Below are 17,408 nucleotides of genomic sequence, written 5' to 3'. Positions count from 1 at the left end.
GCGCAATCGACCCGTACCACATGAGAGTGCACACAGGGAGAGAGCGATGGAACCAGACAGGGAACCGGCCGTAGCGGCAGGGCAGAAGTCGGTGACCGAGGCCGGGCTACGGGCCACCCTGCGTCGGCTCATCTCCGAGACCTGCGGTATCCCACCGGCTGAACTCGACGACACCCGGCCCTTGGCCGAATACGGTCTGACGTCCCGGGCCGCCGTCGCGCTCACCGGACACCTGGAACAGGCACTGGACAGGCCGCTGCGGGCCACGCTGCTGTGGGAGAACCCGACCGTGGAGCGGCTGGTACGGCATCTGGCCACCGTCCAGCGGCCCGAGCCGGTCGCGGGAAACCCGGCCGAGTCCCACGGGAGCCGCCTGGCCGCGGCCGACGCGCGCCCGGCCCGCAACGCGGCCGAGACGCCCCCGCGGGCCTGCCCCATCGCCGTCATCGGCATCGGCTGCCGCCTCCCCGGCAGCGTTGACGGACCGGACGCGCTGTGGCAGCACCTGCTGGCGGGAAGCGACCTCACCGGTCACGTCCCGGCCAAACGCTGGCGGGACTTCGTGACCGGCCCCGGCGCCGCCGCCCTGCTGGAACACACCCCCCGTCAAGGCGCCTTCCTCGACGACATCGAGACCTTCGACGCGGACCACTTCGGCATCACCCCGCGCGAAGCCGAAGTCATGGACCCACAACAGCGCCTCCTGCTGGAAGTCGCCTGCGAAGCCCTCGACCACGCGGGACGGCCGGCCCACACTCTCGAGGGCACCGACACCGGCGTGTTCGTCGGCCTCAGCGCCCTTGAGTACGGGCATCTGACCACGGCGGACCCCACCCGACTCACCCCCTGGACCAGCACCGGAGCCGCGGGAAGCATCGTCGCCAACCGGCTGTCGTACCTGTTCGACCTGCACGGTCCGAGCCTGACCGTGGACACGGCCTGCTCATCGTCGCTGGTGGCGGTGCACCAGGCATGCCGGAGCCTGCGCGACGGCGAGTGCGACACGGCACTGGCAGCGGGCGTCAACGTTCTTCTGTCCCCCACCGTCACCTCTTCCCTGGAACACGCCGGCGTGCTGGCGGCGGACGGCCGCTGCAAACCGTTCGACGCCGCGGCCAACGGCATCATCCGGGGCGAGGGCTGCGGGGTCGTCGTCCTGAAGCGACTGGCCGACGCACAGCGCGACGGCGACCGGATCCTCGCCATCGTCAAGGGCTCGGCGGTCAACTCCGACGGCCGCTCGGCGGGGCTGATGGCGCCCAACCCCGCAGCTCAGAAGGACCTTCTGCGCAGCGCCCTCCGCGACGCGCAGGTGGAAGCCGACAGTATCGACTACGTCGAGGCACACGGCACCGGCACCATGCTGGGAGACCCCATGGAGGCCGGCTCGATGGGCGCCGTTCTCGGCGGCGCCAGGGCGGCCGATCAGCCGCTGCTCATCGGTTCCGTGAAGAGCAACCTGGGCCATCTGGAAGGCGCCGCCGGCATCGTCGGCTTCATCAAGACGGTATTGGCGCTCCATCACGACCGGATTCCGCACACCCTGCACTTCCGCACGCCCAACCCGCACATCGACTTCACCGGACTGCGGCTGCGCGTCGTGACGGAGCCTGTCGCCTGGCCGGAAGGAAGGAACGGCCCGGCTCGGGCCGGCGTATCCGCCTTCGGCTTCGGAGGCACCAACGCGCACGTCATTCTCGAACGGGCGCCCGCGCACTCCCCGAGCAGAGAGATCCGCCCACCGCAGGCCCTCGATGCCGACGACGACCACACGGGCACTCCGCATGTCCTCATCGTCTCGGCCCGGTCCGGGGACCGGATCGGCGACGCGGCGGAGGGCCTCGCCCGAAGGCTGGCCGCTGACGGTGCGCCCACACTCAGGGATCTCTCGCACACACTCGCCCGCTTTCACAGGGGTCCGGTGTGTGCCGCTGTCGTCGCGCGCACTCATCAGGAGGCGACCGGCCGGCTCGCGGCTCTGGCACGCGGAGAGGAAGTCACCGGCCTCGTGTCCGCCCGCACCGACGACTCCGCCGGGCGGTCGTCCGGCACCCGCCGCCCGGTCTTCGTCTTCTCCGGGCACGGCTCCCAATGGCCGGGGATGGGACTGAGCCTCATGCGAGAGGACTCCCTGTTCGCCGACGCCGTCCGCGAGTTGGACCCCCTGTACGAGGCCCAGGCAGGAGCGTCCCTGACGGACATGCTCTCCCTGCCCGAGTACTGGGCCGGCGTCGACCGCGTCCAGCCCTTGGTGTTCGGGATGCAGATCGCCCTGTCCCGGACCCTGCAGTCCTACGGTGTGCACCCCGCCGCCGTCATGGGCCACTCGATGGGAGAAATCGGCGCCGCCGTCACCGCCGGAGCCCTCGACCCGGCCGACGGCCTGCGTGTCATCCTGCGCCGGTCGGCGGAGCTCGCCGCCATCGGCATCGAGCGGGCCGGCGCCATGGCCGCCGTGGAACTGTCCGAACAGGAGCGCGCGCGGGTCCTGTCGCGATTTCCGGGGATCGAGATCGCCGTGTACGCGTCACCCCGCAGATGTACCGTCACCGGGCCGCCCGACACCGTGCAGCGCCTGGTTGACGAACTGACCGCCGAAGGCAGATTCGCCCGGGTTTTGGAGATCGGCGCGGCGGCGCACTCGCCCGCGGTGGATACCGCCGTGCCGAAGCTGCGGGAAGCCCTGGGTGGGCTACGTCCCCGCAAGCCGGAAGTCCCCTGGTACAGCACCGTGCTCGAGGACCCCGGCGCCGAGGTGCATGCGGACGCCGCCTACTGGTGTGCCAATGTCCGCAGTCCGGTACGCCAGCAACAGGCCGTGCGGGCCGCCGCCGCTGCCGGACACGATCTGTTCCTGGAGATCTCACCGCACGCCGTGGCCGTCATCCCGTTGAGCGAAGCGCTGCAGGCAGCCCAGGACGACTCCGAAGCAGAGGTCATCCCCACACTGCACAAGCGCCGCGACGAGGCGGTCGACCTGCGCACGGCACTGGCCCGACTGCACCTGGCCGGGGTGCGGTTGGACGAGGACCACGTGTGGCCCCGGGGCACGCAGGTAGCGCTTCCGACTCCCGCCTGGCACCACGAACGCCACTGGTTCGGCCGCCGAGGCTCCGTCACCACGTCACCTGTCGCGCTCCACCCCTTGCTGGGGCTTCGCGTCGACGACCCCCGCACGGGAGCCGTTCTGTGGCAGGCAGACGTCGGTACGGACACCGCGCACGCCCCCCGTCGCCGCATCCACGGCCGCCCCGTCCTCGACCTGGCCGCGGCTGCCGCACTCCTGATCGCGGCAGCGCAGGAGATCCACGGACGTGATGGCATCGACGACCTTCGCATCGAGGAACTGGCCATCCACCGGTGGCTCCCCCTGTCCGGCAGCACACCGGCCACCATCGTCTGGGAGCCGACCGGCCCTTACGCGAGGGTCACCGTCAACTCCCGTGCCACAGACGGCGCATGGCACTGCCATGCCTCGGCCCGGCTGCACACCGACCCCGTTCCGCCACCCGCCGACGTTTCCACCCCACCACCCTCAGCCGTCGGCCATTCGACGTTCACCGCAGGGAAGGAACCCAACCGGCGTTCCGCCGATGAAGAGCTCCTCGGGGCAGTCCTGTACGCGCCGGTCGCAACCGCCACCACCGGCTTCGGGCACGACGCCTCCCACGTCGACTTCGCTTCCGCCGAGATCATCCCGGCCGCTCTGCGCTGCCTGCACGTCCAGGGGCTTGCTTCGGGCGGCTCGACCTACGACGTCCAGTGCTTCCCGGACCCTGGGACGACCACCGAACCGGCGCCCGGTACAGCCGCGGAGGGCGGGGAACCAGGTTCCCGCTGGAACGTCGTGGCGGTCGGATCACAGAGACGGATCACGGCACAGGGTCTGGAACTGCGTCCGACCCGACGCGACGAGGTGCCCCAGCACCTCCACGCGCTCGCCTACGAGATCCAGTGGCAGAAGGCCTCCGTTCCGCTCCCCGGGCCACTCGGCAGCGCCCTGCTGCTGGCCGACGATCTCCCGGACGGCGACGGCGCCCTGACCGCGGCCCTGAGCGCAGCGCTCGAAGCGAGAAGCGTGCGGACGACGATCCAGGCCGGTCGAGCCGTGGACGACGGGCAGCCGGTCGAGGACTGGCTGAGGAGCACCGGCCAGGGCGATCCGGGCGCTGTGGTGCTGCTGCTGACCGGACGGACCGAAGCCGATGCCACCGCCGCCCTGCACAGAGCCGCGCAGATTGCACGACGCCTCACCTCCCACGGCTCTCGCACACCGCAACCGCCCCGGCTCTGGCTCGTCACCGTGCAGGCCCGAGCCGCGACACCGGGCGAAGCCGGTGAGCCGCACCTGGCCTGCCTGCGCGGTCTTGTTCGCGCGCTGGCCATCGAGGAACCCACCCTGCGGGCGAGTCTGGTGGACATCGACACCCAGCCCGAGGGCGTCGACGACCTCGCACGGGAACTGCTCGGCAACAGTCCCGAAGACGAGGTGGTCTGGAGAGCCGGTACCCGTCTGGTCGCCCGCCTTGCCCGTGCGGATCTGACGGAGCAGCAGTACGAGGTGCCTTTCGCCCGCCGGGACGGCGCCTACCTCGTCACCGGCGGCCTCACCGGCCTCGGCCTGGAAACGGCCTGTCGCCTCGCCGAACAGGGAGCCGGCCGCCTGGTCCTCAACGGAAGGCGGCCCGCCACCCCCGAAAGCCAGGGAGTCATCGCCGAACTACGCGCGCGCGGCACGTCCGTCGCCGTGGTGCAGGGAGACATCGCCGATCCGGACGTGGCGCCCCGCCTGGTGCAGGCAGCCGTCAGCGAGGGACACACGCTGCGTGGAGTCGCCCACTGCGCCGCAGTCCTGCACGACCGCATGATCACCGACCTCGAGCCCGCCGACATCGACACCGTTCTGCGGCCCAAAGTGACCGGCGCGCTCAACCTCGAGGCCGCCCTCGCCTCCCACGACATCGACTGGTGGGTGTCGTACAGCTCAGTGGCCGCGCTTCTCGGCTCCCCTGGGCAAGCCGCCTACGCAGCCGCCAACGCTTGGCTGGACGCGATCGCGCATCGCCGGAGAGCGGAAGGCAGGCCCGCCGTCTCGATCGCCTGGGGCCCCTGGAGCGGGGCCGGCGCCGCTCCCACACGTCGGGCCCTCGCGATGGACTACCTCACGGTGCCCGAAGGACTGGACGCCCTGCAGGCGCTCGTCGTCCACAACCGCACGCACACCGGCGTGGTCCACTTCGACGCCCAACGCCTGCTGGAGGCCTTCCCGAGCCTGTCCGCCCTCCCCTTCTTCGCGGACAGTCTCCGCATCGGCGCGACAGCCATGGAGGACTGGGGCGGCCCCGCTCGGATCGAAGCCCTCGGTGACGCCGCGGCGGACACGGTGTACTCGCGCCTGGTCAGACGTACAGCGGCCATCATGGGCTTCAGTCCGGCCGATCTGAACGACGCGGTTCCGCTCACGGAACTGGGCCTGGACTCCCTGATGGCGGTGCGCATCCGAAACGCCGCCCGGCAGGACTTCGCCGTCGAAGTTCCCTCGGACCTCCTGCTGCGCGGAGCAACGCTGCGCGAAATCGGTGAGAACGTGCTCGAAGGGCTCGGACTGGGGCTCGAACGTGGACGTGACACGGAAGACGGGGCGGCCTCACCGGAAGGGGCGGACGCACACCAGGACGCCACGGCATCGTCAAGCATGGCGACGCCCGAGCTGCCGCGCACGATCCAACCCCGTGACGCCGCCGAGCGCCTGGTGGCCGGCGCCTGGGCGGAAGTCCTGCGGGAGCGCCCCGCCGACGTCCACGCCGACTTCGTCGAGGCAGGCGGGAACCAGCGCTCGGCGGGAGCACTCGTCGATGCGATCCGCCGCCGCCTGGGGGACGCCCGCCCGAACCTCACCACCGAGACCGTGCTCGGGCAACGAACTGTCGCCGCCATCGCGGAACTGATCCGGCCGACGGTCAACCCGACCGGTGAGTCACCGGTCAACGCCCTGCGCCCGCCCCTGCCGGGCTCCTCCCAGCCCCCCCTGTTCATCTTCCACCCCGCCGGGGGGCCCACCTCGGTCTATCAGCCCCTCACTCAACTGCTGCCCGCTGACCAGGCCGTGTACGGAATGGAACGGCTGGACAGTGTGGGCACGATGGAGGAGAAGGCCGCGCACTACCTCACCCTCATCAGGGAGATCCAGCCGCAAGGCCCCTACCGGCTCCTCGGCTGGTCCTTCGGCGGCTGCCTGGCCTACGAGACGGCGCAACAGCTGACGGACGCCGGCGAAGCCGTCGACTTCCTCGGACTCATCGACACCATCCTGGCCGCCGCTCTTCCGGGCCTGGACTCTTCCGACCTGCTGCTGCGACGCTTCGGCCGGTTCGCCGAATACATCGAGAAGACGTACGGACACCGCCTGGACCTGGACTACGACGAACTCGCCGCCACCCCCGACGACCAGCAGATCGACGTGGTCATGCGCCTGGTGTCCGAAGCAGGCCTCGACATGAGCCCGGGCATCATGGAGCACCAGCGAACCTCCTACATCGACGCCAGAGTGGGCGAGCGCTACACGCCCCACCCCTACGACGGTCACGTGGTCCTCTACCGCGCCCAGCAGGCGCAACCGCTCACCACGGCGCTCGACCCGCGCTACCTGAGGCAGGAAGCCGACCTCGGCTGGGCGCCCCTGTGTCCGTCTCTCGAAGTCGTCCCGGTCGAGGGCGACCACCTCTCCCTCATCGACCCGCCGAGTGTCGCCACCATCGCGCGACATCTCAGGCAGCGCTTCGCGGCTTCCTCTTAGACCGCTGACCGGCCTCGCCCCGGCGAGTACGGCGTGCCGCACAGCACGCCGTACTCAGCACGAGGACACGAGGCCGGCCGGGCTCTGTCGGGATCAAACGGTGGCGAACGGCGTCGACTCCGTCGCGTTGTCGCCGAGGTTGTGTTGGTTGGTGCCGTCTGTGTTGATGGCCCAGAGTTGGTCGTCGGTGCCTTGGAAGTAGACGACGCCGTCGGCGGCGAACGGTGTCGACTTGGTGGTGTTGTTGCCGAGGTTGTGTTGGTTGGTGCCGTCTGTGTTGATGGCCCAGAGTTGGTCGTCGGTGCCTTGGAAGTAGACGACGCCGTCGGCGGCGAACGGTGTCGACTTGGTGGTGTTGTTGCCGAGGTTGTGTTGGTTGGTGCCGTCTGTGTTGATGGCCCAGAGTTGGTCGTCGGTGCCTTGGAAGTAGACGACGCCGTCGGCGGCGAACGGTGTCGACTTGGTGGTGTTGTTGCCGAGGTTGTGTTGGTTGGTGCCGTCTGTGTTGATGGCCCAGAGTTGGTCGTCGGTGCCTTGGAAGTAGACGACGCCGTCGGCCGCGAACGGTGTCGACTTGGTGGTGTTGTTGCCGAGGTTGTGTTGGTTGGTGCCGTCTGTGTTGATGGCCCAGAGTTGGTCGTCGGTGCCTTGGAAGTAGACGACGCCGTCGGCCGCGAACGGCATCGACTTGGTGGTGTTGTTGCCGAGGTTGTACTGGTCGGAGCCATTTGCGTCGATGTGCCAGAGCTGATTGTCGGTGCCTTGGAAGTAAACGACGTCCATGGAATTCCTCTCACTCTACGACGGCACATCACCGGCTTCCTCACAGTGATCTGCCGTTTGATTTCGCGTTGATTTCGCGGTCCTGAAGAGAATTGGATTGGCGTGATCGATGACGCGACTGAACCTTTCCGTGAAAAGGTGTCCGCTCTCGGCGTGATACCGAAATCCAATCCCTGCGGCGCCATTCTCAGGCAGCCAGGCGATCGTTGGAATTTGACGGGCCACCGCGTAACTCCTGGATGGTCCGCCACGAAGACTGCCCGGAAAGTCGCCCAGATCCACTATCGCTCAGTGCTCACAAGTGTCAAGCCGAGTCCTCTGTAATCGCATTTTGAACGAATTCTGACCTCGGCGGTTCACGAGTTCTCGTCCGTTGCCTGACGGGAACTCTGTGCTCGTGCGATGATTGCGCGGGTGATGACGTGATTCCAGGACCGCATGGCCCCTCCCCGGCCGACGCCCCTGTCGCGGCGCGCACGGGTCTGCCGGACCGCGCGGGCCCCCTTCCCGCCTCGGCGGACAGAACCGGAGGCCCCTCATGACACGCCGCACGGTCGTCGCCCGAGGCATACGCCTCGGCGCCCTCATCGGCGCCTGGCCCGCGGGCATCGGCGCCATCCTGTGCCTCATAGCGTCGTTCGTCTTCCTGACGGGCGGCCAGCAGGGGACGGCGCGGGCGCTGCTGATTGCGGCCGGGTTCGCCGTACTGATCAGCATGGCGGTGGGCGTCACGCTGGGCACTGCGACCGGCATCGCCCTGGCACTGGTCCCGCGCCGACTGCTGGCGCGCCCGCTGCTACGAGGCCTGCTCGCGGGCGTCACCGCAGGCCTCCCGGTGGCACTCCTGTCCATCACGGCCCTGACCGGAGACGGCTACAGCCTCGCGAGCTACCCGCCGTCGATCCACCTCCTCGCCTGGTCCGCAACGCTGACGATCGCCCTGGTCGCGGCAGCACGCAGCGGCGAGATCGCCGAGGGTCGAGCTAGTTTCGGGACGCGGTGAGCTCGCCGGCGCGTATGCCTGCCAGGAGGTGGGCAAGGGCGGTCGGGGTGGTGGTGAGGAGGGCGGCCGGGGTGTCGCTCTCGCGGAGGTGGAGGGTGGCGGGGGCGGGGGAGACGGCGAGTTCGACGCAGGTGTTGCCCTCGCCGCCGCCGGAGAAGGTGGACTTTTGCCAGTGCAGAGCGTGGTTCATAGGGCGGCTCACAGCTCCTTGGTCATGTGGTGGATGAAGTCCCGTGACGCTGTGGGGTCCAGCGACGCCATCTCCACCTTACGAAAGAGTGTTCGGAGTCGCTTCAACTGCGTTTCTGCGTCGATGAAGAGGGTGCCGGTGGGACCGTCGCGCATCCCGGTGTCCAGCTGGGGCAACGGACCGCCCATGTACATCATCGATGCGTCGGCACCGGCAAAGCCGTCCTGGTCCGTGGGGATGACGCGCACCGAGGTGTGACCCTGCTCGATCTGGTCGAGGATCCACCGGAGTTGAGCGAGTGAGGTTTGACGGTCGGCCACTCTGACCCGCAGGGCGAATTCGTGGACGATCGTTTCGTAGGGTGTTGGTTGGTCGCCCTCGATGACTGAGCGTCGTCGAATTCGGTGTTCCACCCGGGGTGCCAGCTCGCTGTCGGGCAACTCGGGGCGCATGTAGTTGAAGACAGCTCGGGCGTAGTCGGGTGTCTGGAGCAGCCCTGGAACGTAGTTGATGACGACCTCGTGCAGGAACGTCGCGTGGTGCTCGGCCTCGGCCACGTCGAGGTTCACCTGGGGCAGGACTCCCCGATAGTCGTCCCACCAGCCGCGTCTGCGATCGCCGGCCATGGCTGCCAGCGCGTCGATGAACTCGACGTCCGTGCAGGCGTAATGCGCTGCAAGTCGGCGGATGCGCTCCGCGCTGACGGCTGCGATACCCGCCTCCACTTGACTCATCTGGCCCGACGTCGAGTTCAGAAGGGCCGCCACCTCACGAGCTGTGAGGCCAGCGGCCTCGCGCAGCTTGCGCAGCTCTGCGCCCAGGCGGGCCTGCCGCGCGGTGGGATGACTCCTCGGTGCCATGTGCTCCCCAACGTCCCTGTTGCTGTGCCTCGTTCGGGTGCCAGATTACGGCAACAGGTTGCAGAGGCAGAAATTATTGCCTTACCGTCGGTGATGCACCGCACGCGCTGCGGAAGTGCACCGCTCCGTCCTGCCGGGACGGCTGAGGCATGCCACCGCACGGAAGCAAACTCACCACCCCCACCCGGAGTTGACGCATGTCCGAACCCTGGGAGTACTCCCTCTACATCCCCACCGACCCCCGCGCCGTCACCGTCTGTCGCCGCCCTCTCCGCCTGGTCCTCACCCTCCACGGACTCATCCACCTCGCTGACACGGCGGAGCTGCTCGCCTCGGAGTTGATGTCCAACGTCGTCCTGCACACCAAAGGCCCCGCCTGCCTCCGCATCCGCCTCCGGGACGGCGTCCTGCAGATCGGCGCCTGGGACGCAGACCCCGAACCGCCCGAGCCGCCAAGCCGGTTGGAGGAGGTCGGGGACGACGCCGAGAGCGGCCGGGGCATGGCCCTGGTGCGGGCCTGCTCGGACGTCTGGCACTGGCAGCCGCTGTCCCGCATGGGCCACCGGGGCAAGCTCGTCTGGTGCGAACTGGCCGTGGCATAGGGCAGGTCCTCGGGGCTCGGAGGGCAGGAACGGGGGCAGATCGTCACCTTCTTCTGCCGTTGCGACCGGCGTGGCTGATGAACTTCGACTTCCATGCACGTGCCTCACTGACCAGACCAGAAGGAACTCATGCGCAAGTTGACGTCTACTGTCGTGACCGGCCTCATGGCGTTCGCCGGAACGGTCGGCATGACGACCGCGCCCGCCCAGGCGGCGGGGGAGCTGGAGTACGTGGCTCTCGGGGATTCGTACGCGTCCGGGGTCGGTGCGGGGTACTACGACAGCGCCGCCGGCGACTGCAAGCGCAGCGCGCTCGACTACCCGGCCCAGTGGGCGGCCGCGCACTCGGACTTCACGCTGAAGGACGTCTCCTGCAGCGGGGCGACCATCGCGGACGTGCGCGCCGACCAGCTGTCCGCCCTGAGCGCCGAAACCGACCTCGTCACCCTCACGGTGGGCGGCAACGACGCCCAGTTCTCCAGCGTCGTCCAGGCCTGCCTCACGCAGAGCGACAGCTACTGCAAGACGGCCACCGACTGGATGTCGTCGTACGCGAAGAACCAGCTGGTGACGGAACTCGCCGGGCTCTACAAGGACGTCAAGGCCAAGGCGCCGGGCGCCGCGATCGTCGTGCTCGGCTACCCGCGGACCGTCTCCTCGACCGGCGCCTGCCCCGTGATCGACCTCAGCCCCGCCAAGCGCACCGCCATGAACGGGCTGGCCGACGCGCTGGCCGAGGGCGCCCAGGCCGCGGCGGCCAAGGAGCCGACCTCCTTCATCGACATGCGCGACGCGTTCAAGGGCCACGGGGCGTGCGGCTCCGACCCCTGGATCAACGACCTGACCGACGCGGCCTCGGTCTTCCACCCCAACCTGAAGGGCTACCTGGCGGGCTACGCCGCGAAGCTCAACGAGGCCACGGGCTGACCCACGGGCTGACCCCAGGCTGACGCCCCTCGGCGGACCCTCCCGGGTCAGGGGCTGCCCTCAGGGGCCGTCCCCAGGGGCCGGACCCGCTCGCGCGGCCCGGCCCCACAGCTCACCGCACGCTCACTCGCCCCGCGGGGGCTCCCCTTCCCCCTGCACCGCCTCCGGCGGCAGCGTCGGGGTGACCGGCGCCGCGGGGCGCAGCTTCAGCCAGGCCAGGAAGAAGACGCCCAGGGCCAGCATCCCCAGCCCCGTCCACAGGTTGATGTTGATCCCCTGCGCCTTGTCGATCTCCGCGTCGCCGTCCGTGATGCCGGCGATCGTGACGATCACGCCGTAGACGACGAACAGGCCGCCGATGATGCGGCGCAGGTCGAAGATGCGGGCCGCGGTCGCGGACTTCTCCTCGAGTTCCGTGACCTCGCGCTGGACGTCGGCCTCGGAGTACCCGGCATGCCGCAGCCGCTCCACGCGCTCCGCACGCGCCGCCTGCTCGTCGGGTTCGAACTGCTCGGACATGGTCCTTCCATTCTCCCGCAGTGGTCGTGACGGGGCTCAGAACGAGAACGGGATGTAGCAGGCGGCGGCCAGGATCACCGCGCCCCAGCCCAGCAGCGCGGGCCGCCGGTACCACGCGTCGTCGCCCGCCGCCGGCGGCTCGGCCATGCCGGGGGAGACGGTGCCGTAGACCAGGCCCTGCAGTTCCTCGTCCGGCTTCGGGGCGGTGAACAGCGACACCGCCACCATCACCACCGCGCCCGCCACGAACCCCGCGATCGCCGACACGAAGTTCGCGCCCTGGTCGGTGGGGATGCCGATGACGTCCTGCTTGTAGAGGACGAAGTAGTTGACCATCGCCGCCGTCGTGCCGGCCAGCAGGCCCCAGAACCCCGATTTCTTCGACGCCCGCTTCCAGAACATGCCGACGATGAAGACGACGAACATCGGGACGTTGAAGAAACTGAACAGCGTCTGCAGATAGCTCATGATGTTCGAGAAGGACGACGCCAGGAACGCCGTGCCCACCGACGCCGCCACGCCGATCGCCGTGATCAGACGGCCGAAACGGACGTAGTACTCGTCCTCCCGTCCCCGCACCACGTACTTCGCCCAGATGTCGTTGGTGAACACCGTGTTGAACGACGACACGTTCGCCGCCATGCCCGCCATGAACGCCGCCAGCAGACCCGTCACCGCGATGCCCAGCACGCCGTTCGGCAGGAGCTGTGACATCAGGTACGGGATCGCGTCGTTGTACTGGAGGTCGGAGTCCGCCGTGCCGATCTTCGGCACCAGCACGGCCGCCACCAGTCCCGGGATCATCACCAGGAACACGATGAAGATCTTCGGGTACGCGGCGATGAGCGGAGTGCGCTGCGCCGCCGACAGGTTCCTCGCCGACAGGGCTCGCTGGACCTCCGCGAAGTTCGTCGTCCAGTAGCCGAACGACAGGACGAAGCCCAGCCCCAGCACGATCGTCAGCCAGTTCGCGCCCAGCGGGTTGGCGCTGCCGATGCCCGTGCCGCCCCAGGCGCTGACGAAGTCGTCGCCGTGGGTCGCGGTCAGCTTGTCGCTCAGGCCGTCCCAGCCGCCCACCTTCTTCAGGCCCAGCACCGACAGCGGGATGAGGGCCGCCAGGATCACGAAGAACTGGAGCACCTCGTTGTAGATCGCCGAGGACAGGCCGCCGAGGGTGATGTACGCGAGGACGAAGAAGCCCGCCACCACGATCGCCACCCACTGCGGCCAGCCCAGCAGCGCCTCGACGACGATCGCCAGCGCGTACAGGTTCACCCCGGCGATGAGGATCGCGGCGAACGCGAACAGGGCCGAGCTCAGCAGGTGGGCCCCCTTGTCGAAGCGCAGCAGCAGCATCTCCGGGACCGAGCGGACCTTGCTGCCGTAGTAGAACGGCATCATCACCAGGCCCAGGAACACCATCGCCGGGATCGCACCGATCCAGTACCAGTGGACGGTGTACGCCCCGTACTGCGCGCTGTTCGCGGCCATGCCCAGGATCTCGGTGGCGGCCAGGTTGGCCGAGATGAACGCGAGGCCCGTGATCCAGGCGGGCAGGGAGCGGCCGGAGAGGAAGAAGTCGAGACTCGTCTTCACCGAGCGCCGGGCGGCGAAGCCGATGCCAAGGACGACGACGAAGTAGATGCCGAGGATCGTGTAGTCGAGCCAGTTCGTAGGCAGCCGCAGCTCCGCCGCCAGCTGTGGTGCCGTTGCCGTGTATGCCGTCTCTGTGGGGGTTCGCATGCACTGCTCACTTCGCTTGGTGTTCTCTGTTTGGTTGTGGTGGTGACACGCGTGGGGGTTTATGGTTTTATGTGTTTGATTCTGTTTGAAGCTTCGTTAGGTGTACTGAGCCAGGCCCGCGGGCCTGAGGTACGGATGGAGAGTCGCGGTGAAGAAGACCTCGACCCGCTTGGCCGACGGTCGTGAGCTGATCTACTACGACCAGCGGGACGACTCGGTGCGCGACGCGGTGGACAAGCGGCCGCTGGACCGCACCGTCACCACTTCGGAGGTACGGCGGGACCCGCTCCTCGGCGATTCCATCGCCGTGGCCTCGCACCGGCAGGGGCGCACATACCACCCGCCGGCCGACGAGTGCCCGCTCTGCCCCTCGCAGGGCGACCGGCTGAGCGAGATCCCGGACTCGTCGTACGACGTCGTCGTCTTCGAGAACCGTTTCCCCTCCCTGGCCGGCGACTCCGGGCGCTGCGAGGTGGTCTGCTTCACCTCCGACCACAACGCGTCCTTCGCCGACCTCACCGAGGAGCAGGCACGGCTCGTCCTCGACGCGTGGACGGACCGGACGTCCGAGCTGTCGCATCTGCCCTCCGTGGAACAGGTGTTCTGCTTCGAGAACCGTGGCGCCGAGATCGGTGTGACCCTGGGTCACCCGCACGGGCAGATCTACGCCTACCCGTTCACCACGCCCCGCACCGCCCTGATGCTGCGTTCGGTCGCCGCACACAAGGAGGCCACCGGCGGGGAGAACCTCTTCGACGCCGTCCTGGAGCGTGAACTCGCCGACGAGCGGGTCGTCCTGGAGGGCGACCACTGGGTCGCCTTCGTGCCGTACGCCGCCCACTGGCCGTACGAGGTGCACCTCTACCCCAAGCGCCGGGTGCCCGACCTGCTCGCCCTCGACGAGGACGCGCGCACAGAGTTCCCCAAGGTGTACCTGGAACTGTTGAGGCGCTTCGACCGGATCTTCGGCGAAGGTGAACCGCCCACGCCGTACATCTCCGCCTGGCACCAGGCGCCGTTCGGCGCGCTGGAGGAGTTCGAGGGCGTCCACCGGGACGACTTCGGGCTCCACCTCGAGCTTTTCACCATCCGCCGCACTTCCGGCAAGCTGAAGTTCCTCGCAGGCTCCGAATCCGGCATGAACGTCTTCATCAACGACATCCGGCCGGAGGCTGCGGCACAGCGACTGCGGGAGGTAGCGAGTTCATGAGCGGGAAGTACCTGGTCACCGGCGGCGCGGGGTACGTCGGCAGCGTCGTCGCCCAGCACCTGCTGGAGGCCGGCCACGAGGTCGTCGTCCTCGACAACCTCTCCACCGGCTTCCGCGAGGGCGTCCCGGCGGGCGCCGCGTTCATCGAGGGCGACATCCGCGACGCCCGCAAGCACCTCGACCCGTCCTTCGACGCGGTCCTCCACTTCGCCGCGTTCTCGCAGGTCGGCGAGTCCGTCGTCAAGCCCGAGAAGTACTGGGACAACAACGTCGGCGGCACCATGGCCCTGCTCGGCGCCATGCGTGAGGCGGGCGTGCGCAAGCTCGTCTTCTCCTCCACGGCCGCCACCTACGGCGAGCCGGAGCAGGTCCCGATCGTCGAGACCGCGCCCACGAAGCCGACCAGCCCCTACGGCGCCTCCAAGCTCGCCGTCGACCACATGATCACCGGCGAGGCCGCCGCCCACGGGCTCGGCGCCGTCTCCCTCCGGTACTTCAACGTGGCCGGCGCGTACGGCGCGCAGGGCGAGCGGCACGACCCCGAGTCGCACCTCATCCCGCTCGTCCTGCAGGTCGCGCAGGGCCGCCGCGAGGCCGTCTCGGTCTTCGGGGACGACTACCCGACCCCCGACGGCACCTGCGTCCGCGACTACATCCACGTCGCCGACCTGGCCGACGCCCACCTCCTCGCCGTCGCCGCCGCCAAGCCCGGCGAGCACCTCATCTGCAACCTCGGCAACGGCAACGGCTTCTCCGTCCGCGAGGTCATCGAGACCGTCCGCCAGGTCACCGGCCACCCGATCCCCGAGGTCGTGGCCCCCCGCCGCGGCGGCGACCCGGCCGTCCTGGTCGCCTCGGCGGCCACCGCCCGCGAACAGCTGGGCTGGAACCCGTCCCGCGCGGATCTCGCGGGTATCGTCGCGGACGCGTGGGAGTTCGCGCAGCACATCGCAAGCAGTGCGGCAAGGGAGCGGTAGTGGGGGCACAGGAAGTGCGCGAAGGGTTCGTCCGGCTGTACGGGGCCGAGCCCGAGGGCGTCTGGGCGGCGCCCGGCCGCGTCAACCTCATCGGTGAGCACACCGACTACAACGACGGCTTCGTGATGCCCTTCGCGCTGCCGCACATCGCCGTCGCGGCGGTCTCACGGCGCGAGGACGGCCTGCTGCGCCTGCACTCGGCCGACCTCGACGCCGGCGTCGCCGAACTCCGCCTGGACGAGCTGACGCCCGAGTCCGACGACGCCTGGACGGCGTACCCGGCCGGCGTCGTCTGGGCGCTGCGCGAAGCCGGCCACCCGGTCACCGGCGCCGACGTCCACCTGTCCTCGACGGTCCCGTCGGGCGCGGGCCTGTCGTCCTCGGCGGCCCTGGAGGTCGTCGTCGCCCTCGCGCTCAACGACCTGTACGAGCTCGGGCTGCAGCGCTGGCAGCTGGCCCGCCTGTGCCAGCGCGCCGAGAACGTCTACGTCGGCGCGCCCACCGGCATCATGGACCAGACGGCGTCCGCGTGCTGCGAGGCCGGCCACGCGCTGTTCCTCGACACCCGCGACCTCTCCCAGAAGCAGATCCCCCTCGACCTGGCCGCCGAAGGACTGCGGCTGCTGGTCGTCGACACCCAGGTCACGCACGCCCACAGCGGCGGCGAGTACGGCAAGCGCCGGGCGGGCTGCGAGAAGGGCGCCGCGCTGCTCGGCGTCGACGCCCTGCGGGACATCCCCTACGCCGACCTGGACGCGGCCCTGGCCCGGCTCGGGGACGAGGAGGAGGTCCGCCGCCTGGTCCGGCACGTGGTGACCGAGGACCAGCGGGTGGAGCAGGTCGTGGCCCTCCTGGAGTCGGGCGGCGACACCCGAGCCGTCGGCCCGGTCCTGACGGCCGGCCACGCCTCCCTGCGGGACGACTTCCAGGTCTCCTGCCCCGAGCTGGACCTCGTCGTCGACACCGCCCTCGCGAACGGCGCGCTCGGCGCGCGCATGACGGGCGGCGGCTTCGGCGGGTCGGCGATCGTCCTGGCCGAGGCGACCGACGTCGAGACCCTCACCAAGGCCGTCGAAGAGGCCTTCGCCGCCGCGGACTTCAAGACGCCCAGGGTGTTCGAGGCGGTGCCCGCAGCGGGCGCCCGGCGCCTGAGCTGACGTGGGCGGGCACCCCCTCCGGGGTGCCCTACCCGAGTCGCTTCGTCAGCGTGTACTCCGTGATGCCCGGCGGGTAGTCCTCGATCACGCACACCACGTCGTAGCCCTGCCGCTGGTAGAACTCCGGCGCCTGGAAGTCCCACGTCTCCAGGCGTACGCGGTCGCAGCCCCGTTCCTCGGAGGCGACGCGTTCCGCCTGCGCGAGGAGGCGGCTGCCCAGGCCCGTGCCGCGGTGCGGGGCGTCGACCCACAGGTAGGTGACGTGCAGCCACGTCGTCCAGGTGTGGCCGACCAGACCGCCCGCGAGATCGCCCACCGGGCCGGTGGCCCACACATGGAGCGGGGACTCGCGTTCGGCGGGCGTGCCGCGCAGGGCGCGCAGCACCGGGGAGGCCTCGGTGTTGGTCTTCAGGAGCCGTGAACGGAGAAGATCGCGTCGGGTCCTGTCGACTTCTGTCTCAAGACGAAACATGCGGCTCACCATAAACGCCCTGGCCAATCAGTTCTGCAATTTTCCTTCCCCTGTCAGCCCACGGCCCTACCCTGTGAACAGCACCGGTGGGGGCCGGTGCCGATCAGGGGGCGAGACAGTCGGGTACGACGCCCGCGGTGGGGGTAGCAGTCTCTGCACGGCGGCGGCC

At 69.4% G+C, this 17,408-nt stretch carries 13 protein-coding genes; 7 read left to right on the top strand and 6 right to left on the bottom strand.

Features of this window, described 5'->3' with window-relative positions:
- Nucleotides 1-46 precede the first annotated feature (46 nt).
- A complete protein-coding gene (locus tag ACIBAF_RS17770; RefSeq protein ID WP_399464150.1) occupies nucleotides 47-6,796 on the top strand; it encodes an SDR family NAD(P)-dependent oxidoreductase in 6,750 nt (2,249 codons plus the stop codon).
- A 93-nt stretch (nucleotides 6,797-6,889) separates the two neighbouring features.
- On the opposite strand, the gene ACIBAF_RS17765 is transcribed toward ACIBAF_RS17770, so the two are convergent.
- On the bottom strand, nucleotides 6,890-7,579 hold the full coding sequence (locus ACIBAF_RS17765) for a DUF5050 domain-containing protein (RefSeq protein WP_399464149.1): 690 nt from the start codon (nucleotides 7,577-7,579) through the stop codon (nucleotides 6,890-6,892).
- A gap of 538 nt (nucleotides 7,580-8,117) precedes the next feature.
- On the opposite strand from ACIBAF_RS17765, the gene ACIBAF_RS17760 reads away from it, so the two are divergent.
- Complete coding sequence (locus ACIBAF_RS17760; RefSeq protein ID WP_399464148.1) at nucleotides 8,118-8,582, top strand: hypothetical protein; 465 nt, start codon at nucleotides 8,118-8,120, stop codon at nucleotides 8,580-8,582.
- On the opposite strand, the gene ACIBAF_RS17755 is transcribed toward ACIBAF_RS17760, so the two are convergent.
- Both ACIBAF_RS17755 and ACIBAF_RS17750 read right to left on the bottom strand, forming a co-directional pair.
- Complete coding sequence (locus ACIBAF_RS17755) at nucleotides 8,563-8,772, bottom strand: DUF397 domain-containing protein (RefSeq protein ID WP_399464147.1); 210 nt, start codon at nucleotides 8,770-8,772, stop codon at nucleotides 8,563-8,565. The two genes, ACIBAF_RS17760 and ACIBAF_RS17755, sit on opposite strands and share 20 nt — an antisense overlap.
- An 8-nt stretch (nucleotides 8,773-8,780) precedes the next feature.
- Nucleotides 8,781-9,632, bottom strand: a complete 852-nt coding sequence (locus ACIBAF_RS17750) for a helix-turn-helix domain-containing protein (RefSeq protein WP_399464146.1) — start codon at nucleotides 9,630-9,632, stop codon at nucleotides 8,781-8,783.
- Nucleotides 9,633-9,829: 197 nt separating this feature from the next.
- On the opposite strand from ACIBAF_RS17750, the gene ACIBAF_RS17745 reads away from it, so the two are divergent.
- Together ACIBAF_RS17745 and ACIBAF_RS17740 are read left to right on the top strand one after the other, a co-directional pair.
- Nucleotides 9,830-10,234, top strand: coding sequence for an ATP-binding protein (locus tag ACIBAF_RS17745; protein ID WP_399464145.1), 405 nt, complete (start codon nucleotides 9,830-9,832; stop codon nucleotides 10,232-10,234).
- A gap of 129 nt (nucleotides 10,235-10,363) precedes the next feature.
- Nucleotides 10,364-11,161: an SGNH/GDSL hydrolase family protein gene (locus ACIBAF_RS17740; RefSeq protein WP_399464144.1), complete on the top strand. Its 798-nt coding sequence runs from the start codon at nucleotides 10,364-10,366 to the stop codon at nucleotides 11,159-11,161.
- Nucleotides 11,162-11,284: 123 nt separating this feature from the next.
- Here the strand turns inward: ACIBAF_RS17740 and ACIBAF_RS17735 are convergent, their stop codons facing one another.
- Nucleotides 11,285-11,680, bottom strand: coding sequence for a hypothetical protein (locus tag ACIBAF_RS17735; protein ID WP_399464143.1), 396 nt, complete (start codon nucleotides 11,678-11,680; stop codon nucleotides 11,285-11,287).
- A gap of 36 nt (nucleotides 11,681-11,716) precedes the next feature.
- Complete coding sequence (locus ACIBAF_RS17730; protein WP_399464142.1) at nucleotides 11,717-13,423, bottom strand: sodium:solute symporter family protein; 1,707 nt, start codon at nucleotides 13,421-13,423, stop codon at nucleotides 11,717-11,719.
- A gap of 148 nt (nucleotides 13,424-13,571) precedes the next feature.
- Here ACIBAF_RS17730 and galT point away from each other — a divergent pair, with 148 nt between their 5' ends.
- The 3 genes from galT to galK are packed head-to-tail and all read left to right on the top strand — an operon-like array spanning nucleotide 13,572 to nucleotide 16,767.
- On the top strand, nucleotides 13,572-14,633 hold the full coding sequence (gene galT / locus ACIBAF_RS17725) for a galactose-1-phosphate uridylyltransferase (RefSeq protein WP_399464141.1): 1,062 nt from the start codon (nucleotides 13,572-13,574) through the stop codon (nucleotides 14,631-14,633).
- A complete protein-coding gene (galE, locus tag ACIBAF_RS17720; protein ID WP_399464140.1) occupies nucleotides 14,630-15,610 on the top strand; it encodes a UDP-glucose 4-epimerase GalE in 981 nt (326 codons plus the stop codon). The genes galT and galE overlap by 4 nt, the downstream gene beginning before the upstream one ends.
- Nucleotides 15,610-16,767: a galactokinase gene (gene galK / locus ACIBAF_RS17715; RefSeq protein ID WP_399464139.1), complete on the top strand. Its 1,158-nt coding sequence runs from the start codon at nucleotides 15,610-15,612 to the stop codon at nucleotides 16,765-16,767. Before galE ends, galK begins: the two co-directional genes overlap by 1 nt.
- A 28-nt stretch (nucleotides 16,768-16,795) precedes the next feature.
- On the opposite strand, the gene ACIBAF_RS17710 is transcribed toward galK, so the two are convergent.
- Nucleotides 16,796-17,251, bottom strand: a complete 456-nt coding sequence (locus ACIBAF_RS17710; RefSeq protein WP_399464234.1) for a GNAT family N-acetyltransferase — start codon at nucleotides 17,249-17,251, stop codon at nucleotides 16,796-16,798.
- Nucleotides 17,252-17,408: the final 157 nt, after the last annotated feature.

This window comes from Streptomyces sp. NPDC051677 (assembly GCF_044453465.1).
In the GTDB taxonomy this organism is placed as follows: domain Bacteria; phylum Actinomycetota; class Actinomycetes; order Streptomycetales; family Streptomycetaceae; genus Streptomyces.
Note: the sequence above shows the minus strand (reverse complement) of the source record. Positions and strands in the feature narration are given on the sequence as shown.

Excerpts from the sequence above, each read along its gene's own strand:
- ACIBAF_RS17745 (WP_399464145.1), top strand. The coding sequence starts at position 9,830 with ATGTCCGAACCCTGGGAGTACTCCCTCTACATCCCCACCGACCCCCGC.
- ACIBAF_RS17710 (WP_399464234.1), bottom strand. The coding sequence starts at position 17,251 with ATGGTGAGCCGCATGTTTCGTCTTGAGACAGAAGTCGACAGGACCCGA.
- ACIBAF_RS17765 (WP_399464149.1), bottom strand. The coding sequence starts at position 7,579 with ATGGACGTCGTTTACTTCCAAGGCACCGACAATCAGCTCTGGCACATC.
- galE (WP_399464140.1), top strand. The coding sequence starts at position 14,630 with ATGAGCGGGAAGTACCTGGTCACCGGCGGCGCGGGGTACGTCGGCAGC.
- ACIBAF_RS17770 (WP_399464150.1), top strand. The coding sequence starts at position 47 with ATGGAACCAGACAGGGAACCGGCCGTAGCGGCAGGGCAGAAGTCGGTG.
- ACIBAF_RS17730 (WP_399464142.1), bottom strand. The coding sequence starts at position 13,423 with ATGCGAACCCCCACAGAGACGGCATACACGGCAACGGCACCACAGCTG.
- ACIBAF_RS17755 (WP_399464147.1), bottom strand. The coding sequence starts at position 8,772 with ATGAACCACGCTCTGCACTGGCAAAAGTCCACCTTCTCCGGCGGCGGC.
- ACIBAF_RS17735 (WP_399464143.1), bottom strand. The coding sequence starts at position 11,680 with ATGTCCGAGCAGTTCGAACCCGACGAGCAGGCGGCGCGTGCGGAGCGC.
- ACIBAF_RS17760 (WP_399464148.1), top strand. The coding sequence starts at position 8,118 with ATGACACGCCGCACGGTCGTCGCCCGAGGCATACGCCTCGGCGCCCTC.
- ACIBAF_RS17750 (WP_399464146.1), bottom strand. The coding sequence starts at position 9,632 with ATGGCACCGAGGAGTCATCCCACCGCGCGGCAGGCCCGCCTGGGCGCA.
- ACIBAF_RS17740 (WP_399464144.1), top strand. The coding sequence starts at position 10,364 with ATGCGCAAGTTGACGTCTACTGTCGTGACCGGCCTCATGGCGTTCGCC.